The sequence below is a fragment of the Mesorhizobium sp. M0854 genome, from assembly GCF_040319815.1.
GTDB lineage: Bacteria > Pseudomonadota > Alphaproteobacteria > Rhizobiales > Rhizobiaceae > Mesorhizobium.
The window spans coordinates 95,044-111,437 of sequence record NZ_JAMYOL010000007.1 but is presented as its reverse complement, the minus strand read 5'-3'; the positions used below and the strand labels follow the sequence as shown (position 1 = coordinate 111,437).

Annotated in this window: 20 protein-coding genes, 1 other RNA gene and 1 pseudogene; 12 read left to right on the top strand and 10 right to left on the bottom strand. The window is 61.9% G+C overall.

The genetic code is table 11. From position 1 onward, the window contains the following. The first annotated feature begins 41 nt into the window (after positions 1-41). Positions 42-440: a hypothetical protein gene (locus NKH99_RS14015; protein WP_352540314.1), complete on the top strand. Its 399-nt coding sequence runs from the start codon at positions 42-44 to the stop codon at positions 438-440. A gap of 79 nt (positions 441-519) precedes the next feature. On the opposite strand, the pseudogene NKH99_RS14010 reads toward NKH99_RS14015, so the two are convergent. Further along, a pseudogene (locus NKH99_RS14010) lies at positions 520-862 on the bottom strand (DUF1304 domain-containing protein). Positions 863-1,047: 185 nt separating this feature from the next. Between NKH99_RS14010 and NKH99_RS14005 the strand changes: the two are divergent. Together NKH99_RS14005 and NKH99_RS14000 are read left to right on the top strand one after the other, a co-directional pair. Continuing rightward, complete coding sequence (locus NKH99_RS14005) at positions 1,048-2,532, top strand: carboxypeptidase M32 (RefSeq protein WP_352540315.1); 1,485 nt, start codon at positions 1,048-1,050, stop codon at positions 2,530-2,532. Between the two features lie 206 nt (positions 2,533-2,738). Next, positions 2,739-4,766 carry a DUF3857 domain-containing protein gene (locus tag NKH99_RS14000; RefSeq protein ID WP_353014413.1) on the top strand — a complete coding sequence of 676 codons (2,028 nt, stop codon included), beginning with the start codon at positions 2,739-2,741 and terminating at the stop codon, positions 4,764-4,766. Between the two features lie 118 nt (positions 4,767-4,884). Here NKH99_RS14000 and NKH99_RS13995 read toward each other — a convergent pair whose 3' ends face one another. Then, positions 4,885-6,687 (bottom strand): ABC transporter transmembrane domain-containing protein, encoded by a 1,803-nt coding sequence (locus NKH99_RS13995; RefSeq protein WP_353014412.1) that lies wholly within the window; start codon positions 6,685-6,687, stop codon positions 4,885-4,887. A 204-nt stretch (positions 6,688-6,891) separates the two neighbouring features. Between NKH99_RS13995 and rpmE the strand changes: the two genes are divergently transcribed. Then, on the top strand, positions 6,892-7,113 hold the full coding sequence (gene rpmE / locus NKH99_RS13990; RefSeq protein WP_006327661.1) for a 50S ribosomal protein L31: 222 nt from the start codon (positions 6,892-6,894) through the stop codon (positions 7,111-7,113). A gap of 69 nt (positions 7,114-7,182) precedes the next feature. On the opposite strand, the gene NKH99_RS13985 is transcribed toward rpmE, so the two are convergent. Beyond that, the gene (locus tag NKH99_RS13985; protein ID WP_352540318.1) at positions 7,183-7,824 is read right to left on the bottom strand and encodes a TetR/AcrR family transcriptional regulator; all 642 of its coding nucleotides are present in this window, start codon (positions 7,822-7,824) and stop codon (positions 7,183-7,185) included. 142 nt (positions 7,825-7,966) lie between these two features. Between NKH99_RS13985 and NKH99_RS13980 the strand changes: the two genes are divergently transcribed. Further along, positions 7,967-8,446: an anthrone oxygenase family protein gene (locus NKH99_RS13980; RefSeq protein WP_353014411.1), complete on the top strand. Its 480-nt coding sequence runs from the start codon at positions 7,967-7,969 to the stop codon at positions 8,444-8,446. 27 nt (positions 8,447-8,473) lie between these two features. Here the strand turns inward: NKH99_RS13980 and NKH99_RS13975 are convergent, their stop codons facing one another. The 3 genes from NKH99_RS13975 to NKH99_RS13965 form a co-directional block, all read right to left on the bottom strand. Next, a complete protein-coding gene (locus tag NKH99_RS13975; RefSeq protein WP_352613350.1) occupies positions 8,474-8,785 on the bottom strand; it encodes an Rdx family protein in 312 nt (103 codons plus the stop codon). After that, complete coding sequence (locus NKH99_RS13970) at positions 8,782-9,531, bottom strand: YebC/PmpR family DNA-binding transcriptional regulator (RefSeq protein WP_023678028.1); 750 nt, start codon at positions 9,529-9,531, stop codon at positions 8,782-8,784. Before NKH99_RS13970 ends, NKH99_RS13975 begins: the two co-directional genes overlap by 4 nt. A gap of 238 nt (positions 9,532-9,769) precedes the next feature. Further along, the gene (locus tag NKH99_RS13965) at positions 9,770-10,093 is read right to left on the bottom strand and encodes an ArsR/SmtB family transcription factor (protein ID WP_352471223.1); all 324 of its coding nucleotides are present in this window, start codon (positions 10,091-10,093) and stop codon (positions 9,770-9,772) included. Positions 10,094-10,144: 51 nt separating this feature from the next. Here NKH99_RS13965 and NKH99_RS13960 point away from each other — a divergent pair, with 51 nt between their 5' ends. The 3 genes from NKH99_RS13960 to NKH99_RS13950 are packed head-to-tail and all read left to right on the top strand — an operon-like array spanning position 10,145 to position 11,505. Next, positions 10,145-10,627 carry an SRPBCC domain-containing protein gene (locus tag NKH99_RS13960; RefSeq protein WP_353014410.1) on the top strand — a complete coding sequence of 161 codons (483 nt, stop codon included), beginning with the start codon at positions 10,145-10,147 and terminating at the stop codon, positions 10,625-10,627. Positions 10,628-10,644: 17 nt separating this feature from the next. Next, positions 10,645-11,007 carry a VOC family protein gene (locus tag NKH99_RS13955; protein ID WP_352540322.1) on the top strand — a complete coding sequence of 121 codons (363 nt, stop codon included), beginning with the start codon at positions 10,645-10,647 and terminating at the stop codon, positions 11,005-11,007. A 30-nt stretch (positions 11,008-11,037) separates the two neighbouring features. Continuing rightward, entirely contained in the window at positions 11,038-11,505 is a 468-nt protein-coding gene (locus NKH99_RS13950) for an SRPBCC family protein (RefSeq protein ID WP_353014409.1), read from the top strand. Positions 11,506-11,526: 21 nt separating this feature from the next. Here NKH99_RS13950 and NKH99_RS13945 read toward each other — a convergent pair whose 3' ends face one another. The 4 genes from NKH99_RS13945 to ssrS form a co-directional block, all read right to left on the bottom strand. Continuing rightward, positions 11,527-12,291: a TerC family protein gene (locus tag NKH99_RS13945; RefSeq protein WP_353014408.1), complete on the bottom strand. Its 765-nt coding sequence runs from the start codon at positions 12,289-12,291 to the stop codon at positions 11,527-11,529. Positions 12,292-12,361: 70 nt separating this feature from the next. After that, positions 12,362-13,186 carry a TIGR00282 family metallophosphoesterase gene (locus NKH99_RS13940; protein ID WP_023678036.1) on the bottom strand — a complete coding sequence of 275 codons (825 nt, stop codon included), beginning with the start codon at positions 13,184-13,186 and terminating at the stop codon, positions 12,362-12,364. A gap of 81 nt (positions 13,187-13,267) precedes the next feature. Beyond that, positions 13,268-13,855 carry a 5-formyltetrahydrofolate cyclo-ligase gene (locus NKH99_RS13935; protein WP_352450855.1) on the bottom strand — a complete coding sequence of 196 codons (588 nt, stop codon included), beginning with the start codon at positions 13,853-13,855 and terminating at the stop codon, positions 13,268-13,270. 140 nt (positions 13,856-13,995) lie between these two features. Beyond that, a non-coding RNA gene (ssrS, locus tag NKH99_RS13930) (6S RNA) lies at positions 13,996-14,151 on the bottom strand. Between the two features lie 176 nt (positions 14,152-14,327). Between ssrS and NKH99_RS13925 the strand changes: the two genes are divergently transcribed. From NKH99_RS13925 to NKH99_RS13910, 4 genes are all read left to right on the top strand, one after another. Then, complete coding sequence (locus NKH99_RS13925; protein ID WP_353014407.1) at positions 14,328-15,167, top strand: AAA family ATPase; 840 nt, start codon at positions 14,328-14,330, stop codon at positions 15,165-15,167. Between the two features lie 107 nt (positions 15,168-15,274). Beyond that, positions 15,275-15,721 carry a GNAT family N-acetyltransferase gene (locus NKH99_RS13920; RefSeq protein ID WP_352814863.1) on the top strand — a complete coding sequence of 149 codons (447 nt, stop codon included), beginning with the start codon at positions 15,275-15,277 and terminating at the stop codon, positions 15,719-15,721. A gap of 61 nt (positions 15,722-15,782) precedes the next feature. Then, a complete protein-coding gene (locus NKH99_RS13915; protein ID WP_126104508.1) occupies positions 15,783-15,977 on the top strand; it encodes a type II toxin-antitoxin system HicA family toxin in 195 nt (64 codons plus the stop codon). 9 nt (positions 15,978-15,986) lie between these two features. Continuing rightward, positions 15,987-16,391, top strand: coding sequence for a type II toxin-antitoxin system HicB family antitoxin (locus tag NKH99_RS13910; protein ID WP_254816428.1), 405 nt, complete (start codon positions 15,987-15,989; stop codon positions 16,389-16,391). Positions 16,392-16,394: the final 3 nt, after the last annotated feature.

Genomic DNA, 16,394 nt, shown 5'->3' with positions numbered 1-16,394 from the left:
CCCTCCCAACCACCGCCTTCCCCAGTAAAGGAGACGCAACCATGCGCTTCTTCGCTCCCAGGAATCTCAGGACTGCTACGCTCGCCACACTTTTCCTCGCCGTTCCATTTGCTGGCGCTTACGCCGGCCCGCGTGAGACGGCCTTGATCAATCAGATCCAGAGCGTGGAGACGGGTATCCAGGGCGCCATCCGGGCGAACAAGCTCGAGCCGGGCGAGGCACGTGACTTGCGCACGCAGGTCGCTCAACTCGATCGGGCCGCCCAGAGGGCCGCTCGCCGTGGAACGATGCCGAGCACGCAATATCAGCAGTTGATGGCGCAGCTCGACGATATCAGCCAAAAGCTGCGCGCTGACACCGGCAGTGCCTTCCTCATCGGCAACGGCGCCGATGGCGGATACTATCCCAACGGCTATGGCCCAACTTATCCAGGCGGCTGAAATCGGCCGCAGTGCCGGGCGCTGTGGCAATTGATTTTGCCCATGATCCTTTTCCAGCTTTCGGTTCAGGGATCATGCGCTAGTCCAACGCCAGCGCAATCAGCGCCAGTACTGCCGGCACTGTCTCGATGAACAGGGATTTTGCGCCCGCCGTTGCCGCCGTAAAGGCCGGCGACGGCGACGCAGAGCAAGAAGAAGACTACTGAAAACCGGCTTCGCCGAGGTAAAGCCCCAGGTCAGGCCGGCTGCGAGAAAGCCGTCGTAAAGCCCTGATTGGCCGCGAGGACTTTCGAGGCACTGGCGAATTCCGGCGTCAGCCTGAATACCATATGGCCGCGCGGCGTGTCCCACAGCACCATCTCCAGATAGGCGATGCAGAGGTGGATCACGGCCACCAGCCCGACCAGCACATTGGCGATCACGTTTCGTCTCCCCCATCGCGGTCTGCCGCCGCCGGACGACATTGATCACGCACGCCACCGCTTCCGCGAGGTGCCTTTCGACCGTTGCGGCCGGCAGTCGATGCATCGGTCGCGGACGGTCTTCAGGGGTTGCCAACAGTTTTGCATTGGTATCTTTTCCCGCCGTCAAATCAGCGGAACCCACAATGTCCTTTCAAAAACTCGACGACCTCGGCCACAAGCTCGAAGCACTGGAACACGCCCTCGCCATCCTCGGCGCCGACGAGGCGACCCATATGGCGGTCGGCGGCGGCGAGAAGCGCGCAGAGGCAATGTCGGTGCTTGCCGGCATGCACCATGCCCGGGCGACTGCGCCGGAGATTGCCGACTGGATCGCGGCGGCCGAGCAGGAGGCGCTGAACGAAGAGCAGCAGGCCGCGGTCAGGGAATTCCGCCGGCAATATACCAACCTGACCTGCCTGCCGGTCGAGTTCGTCGAGCGCCAGACGACCGCGCGCATGCGCTCCGAGCAGCTGTGGCGCGACCTGCGCGCCAAGAACGACTGGGCCGGCTTCCTGCCGGCGCTGGAAGGCGTCGTGGCGCTGGTCCGCGAGGAGGCGGCCCTTCGCGCCGAGGTGCTCGGGCTCGAGCCTTACGACGCGCTGATGGAGCAATATGATCCGGGCAATCGCGCCGCCGACATCACGCCTGTGTTTGTCGAGTTGAAGACCTTCCTGAAAGGCTTCGTGCCGGAGGCACTGGCCGTGCAGGAAGAGCGGCTGGCGAAACATCCGCTGAAGCCGCTTTCCGGCAGCTACCCCTTGGACAAGCAGCGCGAGCTCGGCCTCGCCATGATGGCGGCAGTCGGCTTCGACCTCACCCACGGCTCGCTGTCGGTTTCGCACCATCCCTTCTGCGGCGGCGTGCCGAGCGACGTGCGCATCACCACCCGCTACAAGACCTCGGATTTCCTGTCGGCGCTGATGGGCGTGCTGCACGAGACCGGCCATGCGCTGTACGAGCAGAACCTGCCGAAGGCGTGGGCGCACTGGCCTCTGGGCAGAGCGCGCGGCATGGCGGTGCATGAAAGCCAGAGCCTGTTCGTCGAAAAGCAGATCGGCCGCAATCCAGAATTCTGGCGCTGGGCGCTGCCGGTGGTCGAAAGACACCTCGGCGAGCGCTGGACGATCGACGACATCCTGCCGCATGTGCACCGGGTCGAGCGCGGCCTGATCCGCGTCGATGCCGACGAGGTCACCTATCCGCTGCACGTCATCCTGCGCTACGAGCTGGAGCAGGAGCTTGTCTCGGGACGGCTGGAAGCAGCCGACCTGCCCGAAGCCTGGGATGCCAAGATGTGCGATTATCTCGGCCTGTCGACATCAGACAATCCGGCTGACGGTCCGATGCAGGACGTCCACTGGCCGGGTGCCGCCTTCGGCTATTTCCCCTCCTACACGCTGGGCGCCATGATGGCGGCGCAGCAATGGGCGGCGCTGACCAGGGATCATCCTTCAGCCGACGAAGACCTCGCCAACGGAGATTTTGCCGCGATCAACGACTGGCGCCGCAAAAGGATCTGGTCGCAAGGCTCGCGCTGGTCGACACCGGAACTGCTCGAACGCGCTACCGGCGAAAAGCTCAATGCCGTGCATTTCACCGATCACCTGAAGAAGCGGTACGGGAACTGAGCCGCTTCGTCTATTCCAGGTTCTTGCCGCGGTGACTGCAGAAATCCGCGAAACTGGCCTTTACTTTGGTGGGAAAGCCTCTGAAAAAGGAGTTCTTCCAAGTTGGGCGAGCGTAGATGTCTGTCCGTTACAGTTTTCATAGGATGAAGTCTTTCTGGCCCCGCTTGGTATTTTTCATCTTATTGATCGGCCTGAGTTCTCCGGCCATGGCCGACGACATGGTTCTCAAGGGTCCGGCAGAAAGCTGGGTAAAGCAGCTTGATATTCCGGCTGCCGATCCCACCCGATCGGATCAAATCAAGAATGGCGTTTCATGGCTGCTCTCGGACGACCAGATCAAGCATCGCGCCGGCGGCTATGTCGAGTACTCGCGCACCGTCTATAAGATCGTCGACCGTCCCGGCCTGGATCGTGGCGCGAGTATCGATCTGCAGTTCGATCCGTCCCGGCACAAGGTCACGCTCAACCATCTTCACATCATCCGCGATGGTGCCGTTCTGGACCGGCTGGAAGGCGCCGAATTCGACATCTTCCGCAGGGAAAGAGACGCCGAGAAGGGTGTCTTCGACGGCTGGCTGACAGCACATGTCAACATCGATGATGTGCGCACCGGCGACATCGTCGACTACGGGTCGACCTATGAGATAACGCCGCTGGTCGGCAAGGACCTTTTCTTCAAGAATTTCTCCACCGAATGGGAAGAGCCGGTAGCGCTTATCCGCACAAGCATCATTTGGCCTTCGGACCAGCCGCTCCAGATCAAGACAAGGGGAACCCGACTCACGCCCTCAATCTCCCCGACTGGACCGGACACCACCTATCTATGGGAGATTCCAAACCCGAAACCGGTCAATGTCGAGGACAACCTGCCCGTGACCTATCCAGGCTGGGGCTCCATCGATGTCGCGTCTACCGCGAATTGGCAAAGTGTGGTCGATGCCGTTGCGCCCTATTACAAGCCAGCGACCGTTTTTCCCCCGGCTTTTGCCGCAAAGCTCGACGACATCGCTCTGCGGCATCCGGTGCCCGAAGACCGGATGGTCGAGGCAATGCGGCTGGTGCAGGACCAGATCCGCTATGTAAGCCTGTCGATGGGTGCCGGTTCCTACGTTCCGCGTGATCCCGCGACGGTCATCCTGAGCGGGTTCGGTGACTGCAAGGACAAGGCCCTGCTGCTGGTTTCGTCGCTTGTGCGGCTTGGCATTGCTGCCGAGGTCGCCTTGGCCGATCTCGACGAGGGACGGGCCCTGGACCAGCATCTGCCGGCGCTCCGCGATTTCGACCATGCCATCGTCAAGGCAAGGATCGGAGCAAAGACATATTGGCTGGACGCCACGAACTATCTTCAGGGCGGCAGGGCGCACAATCTCGCACAGCCGGACTACGGCTTCGCTCTGCCGCTTTCCAGCAGCGGCGGGTTGGAGAAGATGCCGAGCCCTGTGCTTAGCAGCCCATCGATCCAGATCGCCGAGGAATTCGACTTTCCGCGGAAACCGGGCGATCCCCTCGTGCTGACGGTCTTCTCGACATATGAGGACGCCGATGCCGATTGGATGCGCGGCAATTTCGCCAGCAGGTCGCTGAGCGAGGTGTCGGACGCCTACCTGAAATACTACAACAAGCAATATCCGGGCATCCAAACCATCGCCAAGCCGGAAATCGTGGATCGGCGCGACGGCAACATAGTGAGCGTGAAGGAAAGTTATCGCTTGCCGGCGAAGGCGCTGGCGGCCAACGATCTGGCAAAGAATTTCCCGATCCGCGCGGCCGATCTCGGCAACAACTCTCTTCCAACCCCGACAATCGTCGACCGAACCGGGCCCGTCTCCCTCGGCCCCCAGTTCTACCGCCGCCACAAGGTGACCGTGCGCAACCTCAAGGCGAGGTTTTCCGGCGAGTCGATGAAAAACGTCGTGACGCCCTATCTGTCTCTCAAGGCATCCTGGTCCAACACGCCCACCGAATTGCAAGTTGAATGGAACTTTCAGACGCTGGCGACTGAAGTACCGGCCAAGGCGATTGCCGATTATCTGAAAACCGTCGATGACCTCGCAGACCAGGTTCGCTGGCAGTATGATTTTACCTATGAAGAGCCGCCTGCCGATGTGCAGCTCAGCGATCCGGCAAAGGAGCAGCGACAGACCGTCGCCAGCATGCTTTTGTTGTCGTTGCTTGTCGGCGTTCCCCTGTTCATCGCCTATCGACGCGGCAAACGCCGAGCTTTCGGTAGCTGAAGAATCTCGGCCGCCGCGGGGCACCATGATCCCGAAAAGTGGATGCCGGTTTTCGGAAAAGATCATGGTCAAACAAGAAGATGGAGCCTTATCCCGATTTCATCGGGATGGAGCGATGCTACTCGGCCGCGCCCCTGAAAGCACTCGCCCCGGTGTCGAACTGCAGCTTGGCCAGCCGCGCATAGATGCCGCCCTTGGCGACCAGGCTCTGATGCGTGCCTTCCTCGACGATGCGGCCGCCATCCATGACCAGGATGCGATCGGCCTTCAGCACGGTTGCCAGCCGATGGGCGATGACGATCGTGGTGCGGCCCTTCATCAGCCGGTCCAGCGCCGTCTGCACCAGCGTCTCGCTTTCGGCATCTAGCGCCGAGGTCGCCTCGTCGAGCAGCAGGATGGGCGCATCGCGCAAAATGGCGCGGGCGATCGCCACGCGCTGGCGCTGGCCGCCCGACAGCGTCACGCCGCGCTCGCCGACCTGGCTGTCATAGCCCTTTTCGAGTTTCAGGATGAACTCGTCGGCAAGCGCGTCCTTCGCCGCCGCCTCGATCTCGGCCTGGCTGGCGCCAGGCCGGCCAAAGCCGATATTGTCGCGCGCGCTTGCGGCAAAGATGGTGACGTCCTGCGGCACGATGGCGATGCGCGCGCGGATCGCCGCCGGATCGGCCTCGCGCAGATCGACCCCGTCGATGACGATCCTGCCGGCCTCCGGATCGTAGAAGCGCAGAAGCAGCGAAAACACGGTGCTCTTGCCGGCGCCCGAGGGCCCGACGATCGCCACCGTCTCGCCGGGTTTGACCTGAAAGCTCAGGCCATGGACGGCGGCGCGGTCGGGCCGGGCCGGATAGGAGAAGGAGACATCGTCGAAGCTGATCGCACCTCTCGCCTTTGCCGGCAGCGGCTTCGGATCGGCGGGCGCCTGGATCGCGGGTTTCTCGGCCAGGATCTCGGTCAGCCGTTCGGCAGCGCCCGCTGCCTGGGACAGTTCGCCCCAGACCTCCGACAGGGCGCCGAGCGCGCCGGCGGCGAACACCGAATAGAGCAGGAATTGGCCAAGCGTGCCTGGCGACAGCGTGCCGTCGAGCACGTCGCGCGAACCGAACCACAGCACCGCCACGACCGAGGAAAAGATCATGAAGATGGCAAAGAAGGTCAGAAAGGAGCGGGCAAAGATCGAGGCCCGCGCCGCTTCGAACGCTGCTTCCACGGCGGACGAAAAATATCTGGTTACAAGCTTCTCGTTGGTGAAGGCCTGCAGGGTGCGCACCGCGCCGATCTGCTCGCTGGCGTAGGCGGTGGCATTGGCCAGAGTATCCTGCGCCAGCCGTGACTTGCGCCGCACCGAGCGGCCGAAGGCGACCAGCGGCAGCACGATCAGCGGAATGGCCGCGATGACCAAGCCGGACAGTTTTGGGCTGGTGAAGACCATCATCGCCACGGCGCCAAGGCCGAGGATGACGTTGCGCAAAGCCACCGAGGCGGTGGCACCGACGGCCGATTTGACCTGTGTCGTGTCGGCGGCGAGCCGCGAGACGATCTCGCCCGACTGGGCCGTGTCGAAAAAGGATGGCGACAGTGTTGTGACGTGGGCAAAGACATCGCGGCGGATATCGGCAACGACGCGCTCGCCGAGCGTGATGACGAAATAGTAGCGGCTGGCCGACGCCGCCGCCAGAACGGCGGCCATCACCACCAGCATGGCGAAATATTCGGCAATGAAGCTGGAATCGGAAGCGGAAAAACCGTGGTCGATCATCCGCCGCACGGCCAGCGGCAGCGCCAGCGTCGTCGCCGCAGCGACGGCCAGCGAGACGATCGCGCCGATGACCATTTTGCGGTAATGCGTAATGTAGGGAAACAGGCGCTGCAGCGGCCTCAGCGAGCGCCTGCGCTCGTCTGCATCGCCGCTGATGTTCGCCATGACCGTTTCCTTTGGCCCTTTGAGGCTTGCGCCATCAATATGCGCTTGCCGCGGCCTTGTGATTCAATTCCGGCTGATGTATAGGCTCGCCGACCGTTTTAGAAGCCGTGGCTCCTCAATAGCTGCGGCTTCGAGTTTTAAAAAGGGGCGCATCGACGCAGGCTTCAGCCCGTCGGCAGCACCCGGCAAGCCAGGAACAGACCCATGAAGACCGATATCCATCCCGACTACCACACCATCAAGGTCGTCATGACCGACGGCACCGAATACATGACCCGTTCGACCTGGGGCAAGGAAGGCGATACGATGAACCTCGATATCGACCCCACCACCCATCCGGCCTGGACCGGCGGCCAGCAGACCCTGCTCGACCGCGGTGGCCGCCTGTCGAAGTTCAAGAAGCGTTTCGAAGGCTTCGGCCTCTAAGCCGCATTGGCATTTCGCAGATCGAGAAACCCGCCTTCGTGGCGGGTTTTTTGTTGGGAAAATACGGCCCTACTCGCCGAGCAACTCGCGCAGGGCCATCCGCTTGTAGGCCGCGACCAGCCTGTCGCCTTCTTGCCGCCCGACCGAGATCGCCAGCCGCATTGCGGCCTCGCCCATCTGCCAGATGAGAAACGCCGTCGTTTCGAGCGCTTCCGGATCGGCGGATGGCCGCAGCCGTTTCAGCACGGCTGTAAGGAATTCGGCGTTGGCCCGGCTGTCGGCAAGCTCGAGTTCGCGCAGCGCCTTGTCGGCCTGCGTGCCCGACCAGATGTCGCGCATCACCGGCTCCGCCAGGAACATTCCGTAGTAGATATCCACCAGTTCCGAAAATGCCCGGCGCAGGCCTTCGGCGTCATTGACCTCGGCTAGCGCTGCCGCAATGCAGGCCTGGCTTTCGGCGGTGTAGCGTTCGGCCAGCGCCCAGATGATCGCCCTCTTGTCGGGGAAGAACTGGTAGAGCGAGCCGATCGACACGCCGGCCCTCTCGGCCACCTCGCCCATGCGCATGGCGTCGCTGCCTTGCTCGGCGATCAACGCCGAGGCGGCGGCCAGCATGCGCTCGACCCGCTCGCGGCTGCGCTGCTGGCTCGGCGCCCGGCGCGGCGATGCGATCTGGCCGTTCTGTGAATCCGATACGGCAGAGCCTCCCATCACTGTCTCCAGACGAACAATCAACAAATTGCCTTGACTCGCAAAATACGAGGGTTTATCACGTTTTGCAAATATGAGGATTATTCACATTTGGTGGGCGTGCCAATCAAATTGCTCGAACCCCGAAACCGGAGGAACTGACATGATCATGAAACTGCTTCCCACCCTCACCTTCGTCGCTGCCATTGGCTCAGGCGTTGCCGGCGGCGTTTTCTTCGCCTTCTCCAACTTTATCATGCCGGCGCTCGCCCGCTTGCCTGCCGGAGGCGGCATCGCCGCCATGAATTCGATCAACATCACCGTGATTACGCCGGCATTTATGACCGCGCTTTTCGGCACCGGGCTGGTCTGTCTTGTCCTTGCCGCCGGCGCTCTTATCGGCTGGAGCCAACCGGGTTCGTTCTGGCTCCTCGCCGGCGCCCTGATCTACCTCGTCGGCAACCCGATCGTGACGATGATGTTCAACGTGCCGCTTAACAACGCCCTGGCCGCGGTCGATCCGGTAAGCGCCAACGGCGCCGCGGTATGGGCCACCTATCTCAGGGACTGGGTGATGTGGAACCATGTCCGCACCATCACCGCCATCGTGGCGCTGGGCTGCTTCATCTTCGCATGGCGGTGAATGCAGGACGGAAGTCCTAAAAGGCCGTCAGGCAGGGTCTTTTGACTTATGGCCCTTGCGGTCGGCATGGCCCAGATCGCGATCCGGATCGATGACGTCGCGAACCAGTTGCTTGAGCTTTGCGGCGTCGGGAAAACCGCCGTCACGCTGGCGGTCCCAGACCAGCGTGTCATTGCAGGAAATGGTGAAGATGCCGCCGGTACCAGGCACCAGCGTCACCTCGCCGAGATCGGTACCGAAGGTGGACAGCAGCTCCTGCGCCATCCAGCCGGCCCTGAGCAGCCACTGGCACTGGGTGCAATAGGTGATGCGGACGGTGGGCAGCGCGTGTTGGATCATGCCGCGCTGAGCTTTGCCAAGGTCTCCTCGTCGACCTCGAAATTGGCGTAGACGCTCTGCACGTCGTCGTCGTCCTCGAGCGTCGCGACCAGCTTCATCAGTGATTGTGCCCGCTCCTCGTCGACCGCGATATTGGTCTGCGGCTTCCAGATCGGCTTCACCGATTCAGCCTCGCCAAGCGCGCCTTCCAGTGCCTTCGACACTTCGCCGAGATTCTCGAAGGCGCAATAGATCGTGTGGCCTTCCTCGTCCGACTGGACATCGTCGGCGCCGGCCTCGATCGCCGCGTCCATCACCTTCTCGGCGCTGCCGGCCGATGCCGGATAGTAGATCTCGCCGACGCGGTCCCACATGAACGATACCGAGCCGGTCTCGCCCATCGCTCCGCCCGCCTTGGTGAAGGCAGCGCGCACATTCGACGCCGAGCGGTTGCGGTTGTCGGTCAGCGCCTCGACGATCAGCGCGACGCCGCCTGGCCCGTAACCCTCGTAGCGCACGGCTTCGTAGGTCTCGGCATCGCCCATCGACGCCTTGTTGATGGCGCGCTGGATATTGTCCTTCGGCATCGACACCGCCTTGGCGTTCTGCACCGCAAGGCGCAGGCGCGGGTTCATCGATGGATCGGGCGTGCCGCTCTTGGCGGCGACGGTGATTTCGCGCGCCAGCTTGGAAAACATTTTCGACCGCACCGCATCCTGGCGGCCCTTGCGGTGCATGATGTTCTTGAACTGTGAATGGCCAGCCATGGCACCCCTGTCATCTTCTCGGCTAGAGCATCTGCCGCCTGGTGAACCACCCGGCATCTTGCAAAAATGCTCGAATTCAAAATTTCAGAACGTCCTGCTGCGTCCCTGACGGACGGACGGCGCTCGCTGTCGGAATGGCCGGCTTATAGATAAATCGGCTCAATTCGTCCAGCCGCGCCATTGCTGCCGGCACGCAAGGCTTTCAAGATCCGAAAATCGGCAGGCTTCGGCAAACCTTTCATCCCTCAAGATCGGATTTCAGCCGGTCGAGGATGCCGATCGCGTGCGTGGCATATTGACTGATCCAGCGGTCGTGGATGTGCTTGATCGGCAGCGCGTTGAGATGGTTCCAGCGTTCGCGGCCCTCGCGCCGCGCCACGACCAGGTCGGCCTCCTCCAGCACCTTCAGGTGCAGCATGACCGTGCAGCGGTCCATGTCGGGGAAGGCATCGCACAACATGCCGGTGGTCTGCGGCGCATCCTTCAGCCGGTCCAGCAACGCACGCCGGCGCGGATGCGCCAGCGCCTTGAAAACATTGTCGTCTCGCGATTGGCTTGACATGTTATATTTCTATAACATATCCTTGAGCCATTCAAGGAAGGAGCTGTGGATATGTCTCTTGGATTCAGGGTTTCTGGCCGCATCGGCAAACCCGTCGCCGAAGTCTTCGATGCGGTCATCAATCCGAAGAAACTTAGCGGCTACTTCACCACGATCGGCGGCGCCAGCGCACTGCTGGTGGCGGGCGCCACCGTCATCTGGTGGGGCAAGGTTCCCGTCGAGGTCGACGAGGTGAAGAAAGACAGCCGCATCGTGCTGCGCTGGGATGCCACCGACGCCGACGGCAAGCCAGCCTACAAGACCCGCATCGAGATGAATTTCGAGCCGCTCGACGATGGCGGCACCTTCGTCACCATCGCCGAAACCGGCTGGCACGAGGACGCGGTCGGCCTGAAGAAATCCTACCTCAATTGCGAGGGCTGGTCGCAGATGCTGGCCTGCATGAAGGCCTATGTCGAATACGGCATCAATCTGCGCGACGGCTATTACCGCAGCGAGATGAAGGGCGAGCCGGCCAACGAGAACAACATCTGAGAGCAAATGGAGTAAGAATGACCGCGAAGATCACCGGCGGCATCAACATCGCGATGAAGGTCCCGCCACATCAATACCAGGCAACGATCGCCTTCTATCGCGACGTCATCGGCCTGAAGCCATTCACGGCCAAATCGCCGGCCATCGGGTTCGAACTCGGTCCCAATCGACTGTGGATCGACGAGGCGCCGATGATGAGCCAGGCCGAGATCTGGCTGGAACTGTTCACCGATGATTTTCCAGGCGCGGCGGAGCATCTCGCCGAGGCCGGCGTCGTGCGCTGCGATGCCATCGAGGCACTGGGTGAAGGCTTTCGCGGCGGCTGGATCACCAATCCGGCCAACATCATTCACCTCGTGCGCGAACCCGATGCCTGGTGAACAGGGCGGCGCCGTGGAAAGGAGGACGCTATGAAAATCCGTGAAACACCGACCGCCGAGGCCGGCATGCTGATAAGGCGGCCGGTCGCCGACGTATTCGAAGCCTTCGTCGATCCGGCGATCACGACGAAATTCTGGTTCACCTATGGCAGCGACAGGTTGGACAGCGGCAAGGAAATCAGTTGGGAATGGCGCATGTATGGCGTCTCGACGACGGTCAACGTCAGTGAGATCGTCGATAACAAGAAGATCGTCATGCAATGGAGCGATCCGCCGACCACGGTGGTGTTGACATTTACCGAGATGCCGGGCGCCACGACCTTTGTCGAGGTCCGCAATTTCGGCTTTGCCGGCAGCCCTGACGAGCAGGTCAAGCAGGCGATCGACTCGACCGATGGCTTTGCGCTGGTGCTCGCCGGCGCCAAGGCGTGGCTGGAGCAAGGCCTGACGCTTGGCCTGATCGGCGACCGCCATCCGAAGGGTGTGCCGGGGAATTAGGTCAGCCGCGGTGGGCTATCCTCAGTGCCCGCCGCCTTTTGCCTTCTTCCGCCGCCGCGCCAGCATGTTGAGCCCTTCGACCAGTGCCGAAAAACCCATGGCGGCGTAGATGTAGCCTTTCGGCACGTGGTAACCCATGCCGTCGGCGATCAGCGTCGTGCCGATCATCAGCAGGAAGCCGAGGGCCAGCATGACGATGCTGGGGTTCCTGGCGATAAAGTCGGCCAGCGGCCCGGCCGCCAGCATCATCACGCTCACCGCCACGATCACCGCGATGTACATGATCGCGATTTCGTCGGTCATGCCGACGGCGGTGATGATCGAGTCGATCGAGAAGACGAGGTCGAGCAGCAATATCTGGAAAATCGCGCCGGCCAGCGAAAGCTGCAGCGTCTCGCCCATCATGGTGTCCTGGTGATCATCGAGATCAACCGTGTGGTGGATCTCCTTGGTCGCCTTCCAGACGAGAAACAGGCCGCCGGCGATCAGGATCAGGTCGCGCCATGAAAACCCGTGGCCGAAGGCGGTGAATATCGGCGTCGTCAGTTGGACGATGATCGAGATGGTGGCCAGCAGGATCAGCCGCATCACCAGCGCGGCGGATATGCCGAGCCGCCGGGCGCGGGCCCGCTGCGCTACCGGCAATTTGTTGGTCAGGATCGAGATGAAGATCAGATTGTCGATGCCGAGCACGACCTCCAGCACGATCAGCGTCAGCAGCGCGACCCATGCCGTCGGGTCGGAGACAAAGGCGAAATGCGGCGCCAGGAATTCGACTAGCTGCATGGAGGTCGTCCCCTCTACGATCTAGAGCAGTTTCGCCGGCAATTGGGTACTGCAAGCGTCCATATCAATGTCACGACCAGAAGGATGGAGCCGTTTCCTCCAGCCGCGGGCCGCGGCGAAACGGCGCGATGCGTTCGGTCAGGCCGCTACGGTCGGAAATGTCGACGCCGACGCCGCACAATGTCGCCGGTCCGGTCGACGCCTCGAAGCGGCCTTTCGGCACCTTGGACAAGAACCGGTTGAGCGGCTCCTCCTTGTCCATGCCGAGCGAGGAATCGTAATCGCCGCACATGCCGGCATCGGAAATATAACCGGTGCCGCCATTGAGGATCTGGTGATCGCCGGTCGGCTGATGCGTGTGAGTGCCGACAACAAGGCTGGCACGGCCGTCGACGAAGTGGGCGAAACACATTTTTTCCGAGGTCGCCTCGGCATGGAAATCAATGACGATTGCATCGGCCTGCTCACCAAGTGGACAAGCGGCAAGTTCGCGCTCGCCGGCCTGGAACGGATCGTCGAGCTCGGGATGCATGAACACCCGGCCCATGATGTTGGCGACCAGCACGCGCGCGCCGTTCCTGGCGATGTAGACGCCTGAGCCGCGCCCCGGCGTACCCTTGGGGAAATTGGACGGACGCAGGAAGCGCTCTTCGCGCGGCGCGAAAATCAGCGCATCGCGCTGGTCCCAGACATGGTTGCCGGTGGTGACGACATCGGCGCCGGCCGAGATCGTCTCGCGAAAAATCTCCTCGGTGATGCCGAAGCCGCCGGCGGCGTTCTCGCCATTGACGATGACGAAGTCGAGCTTGAAATCCGAGATCAGGCCGGGCAGTTGTTCCCACACCGCCGTACGTCCTGTCTTGCCGACCATGTCGCCGAGGAAGAGAAGTCTCATATAAGCGTGATCCCGAACCGAAGGTCAGCGAAGCAAAAAGCTGCATGACTTTCGGAAAAGACCATGCGTCCAGGAACTTATCTACAATTTCGGCGCGAACCGGCGCAACCCGCTCTCGGTGAGTATTTCCGGAATGATCACGTCATGCGGCTCGTCCGGCACCAAGGCCACCTCCTGGCAGTCGAAGGCAATGCCGATCAGCCGCGGCTGCTGCCCCTTGTCGGCCAGCCGCGCGATCGCCCGGTCATAATAGCCGGCGCCGTAACCGATGCGGTGGCCGCGCGCATCGAAGGCGGCAAGCGGCACCAGCATCATTTGGGGATCGAGCACCTCGGCTTCCTCATGCGGCCCGACGGTGCCGAAGCCCATGTCGATCATCGGCGCGCCGCGCACCAGTTCGCGAAAAACGATGGTGGTCTTGTTGAGGATGGCCGGCAGGCAGAGCCTTGCCCCCTTTTCGCGCAAGGCAAACATCAGCGGCCGGACGTCGACTTCCGAGCGCATCGGCCAGAAGCCTGAGACGATCTGGGCCGGCTCGACCGTGATCCGGTCGCGCGCCGTCTCGGCCATTTCGAGTGCTGCCTCCACCCGCCAGAAAGGATCGAGCGCGTCGCGGCGCCCGAGGGCTTGGTTGCGGAGAGTTTTTTTCAGGTCTTTTGGGGATGTCATGCGCCGACGTTAGAAAAGGTCAGATTTGGATGGAGTTTTACGAGCGACGTTTTGGAGGAGCGGGGCGAGCTTTCGTTCGTGAGAGCACCGCACAAAGCGGCGCGACGACAAGATCCGCCAGACATTGCCTTTTCGACAGGTGACGATCCACACAACCGGTGGAGAGAGCGATCCCGGGAACCTACAAAGTAGGTGGGCGCCGTATGAGAAAACCCACGGGTCTTCCCAGGGACAGCTCCCTAGGGATCATTAAGGCCCCGGGGAAAATGTTCTCCTGCCGGGAAGCGCAGACCGTCTCCGCCAATATAGGCAGACGGCAGACCAAGCGCCAGAGAGACGACATGTTTCGAGTCTTAAATCGACGCAGAACCGCTCGACGAGGGTCGCGCCGGCAAGATCCCCGCTTTGCCAGCAGCGCCTTGCACAGCGAAGGCCGCCTCCTTAGGGTCGCGCGATGAACCCGGGAGCAAAAATGCGTTTTAAAGGCACGGCAGCCTATGTCGCCGACAAGGATCTGATGGTGGCGGTCAACGCGGCGATCGCGCTCGAGCGGCCGTTGCTGGTCAAGGGCGAGCCCGGTACCGGCAAGACCGAACTTGCCCGCCAGGTGGCGGCGGCGCTCGGCATCGATCTGATCGAATGGCATGTCAAATCGACCACGCGGGCGCAGCAGGGCCTCTATGAATATGATGCCGTCTCGCGGCTGCGCGACAGCCAGCTCGGCGACGAGCGCTTCAACGACATCCGCAATTACATCAAGCGCGGCAAGCTGTGGGACGCCTTTGCTGCCGGCAAGAAAGTCGTGCTTCTGATCGACGAGATCGACAAGGCCGATATCGAGTTCCCCAACGATCTGTTGCAGGAACTGGATCGGATGGAGTTCTTCGTCTACGAGACCGGCGAGACCATCCGTGCCACAGTCCGGCCGATCGTCATCATCACCTCCAACAACGAAAAAGAGCTGCCGGACGCCTTCCTGCGCCGCTGCTTCTTCCACTACATCCGCTTTCCCGACGTCGAGACGCTGCACAAAATCGTCGACGTGCACTATCCCGGCATCAAGCAGAACCTGGTGCGCGCCGCACTCACGCAATTCTATGAAATCCGTGACGTGCCGGGCCTCAAGAAGAAGCCGTCGACCTCCGAGGCACTCGACTGGATCCGCCTGCTGGTCGCCGACGAGATCGCGCCCGAGGACCTGCGCGCCGACCCGAAGAACGTGCTGCCCAAGCTGCATGGCGCGTTGCTGAAGAACGAACAGGACGTGCATCTGTTCGAGCGCCTGGCCTTTATGGCGAGACGGCAGGGGTGAGGGGCGGTCGGCCGGAAGCCGCCGGACAGCGCTTTCCCTTCGCTGGACCGTTGCAGCCAGCGAGGCGTGAAGGCAGCTTCGGGTTGCCGACTTCAGAGGGAAATGAAATGACCGAGATCACCGTCCGCCCGCTTGTGCAATCCGACCACGCCGATTGGCGGCGTCTTTGGACCGCCTATCTCACCTTCTACGAAACCAAGCTGCCGGAAGAGGTTTACGCCGTCACCTGGAAGCGGCTGTTCACGGCGGGCGAGTTCGAGCCGAAAGGCTTCATCGCCACCCTCGACGGCAAGGCCGTCGGCCTGACGCACTATCTCTACCATCGCTCCTGCTGGTCGCAGATAAACAACTGTTACCTGCAGGACCTGTTCGCCGACCCCGATGTACGCGGCAAGGGCGTCGGCGCCGCCCTGATCGAAGCGGTCAAGCAGGAAGCCGGCAAGATCGGCGTCAAGAACGTCTACTGGATGACCCACGAAACCAACACCACCGCGCGCAAGCTCTACGACCACGTGGCGCGCAGGACCGGCTTCATCGAATACGATCTGCTATGATGAGGCCAACGATTGAAATAATCACCTGTGCGCAATATATTGCACATGATCAGGGGCGACAGTGCCGCTGATCGAGACCAACACGCGCAAGATTGTCACGAGGCTTTTACGTGACGGCTGGGTGAACGTAGGCGGCGGCAAACACGAGAAGTACGAGCATCCGGAAAGGCCGGAGATCATGATTATCGTGCCGCGGCATCGCGAACAATCTCTGGGTGTTGCGCGGTCGATCGCCCGGCTTGCTGGATGGATTTAAGGACGAATCATGACGCACTATGTCGGAATTCTTGACGGCGCAGATGAAGTCTGGGGAGTGCGGGTGCCTGATCTTCCCGGATGTCACGGCGGTGGCGCAAGTCCCGAAGAGGCGATAGCCGATGCGACTTCTGCCGTTCGCGAATGGGCAGAGACACGAATGGCGAAGAACTTGCCCTTGCCCGCGGCGCGCACTGTGGCAGATCTGCTCCGACTGGGCGAAGTCGATAGCGCTGCCGGTGAATCCGCCGTGATGATCCCTGTGCTGATCGATTCCGGACGGCCTGTCCGGGCCAATCTGTCGCTCGACGCAGGTCTTTTGGCGGCAATCGACGAAGAAGCGGGTCGGCGTGGTCTGACGCGTTCCGCCTTTATCGCCAGCGCCGCACGGGAGAAGATCGAGGGACACAGATAAAGT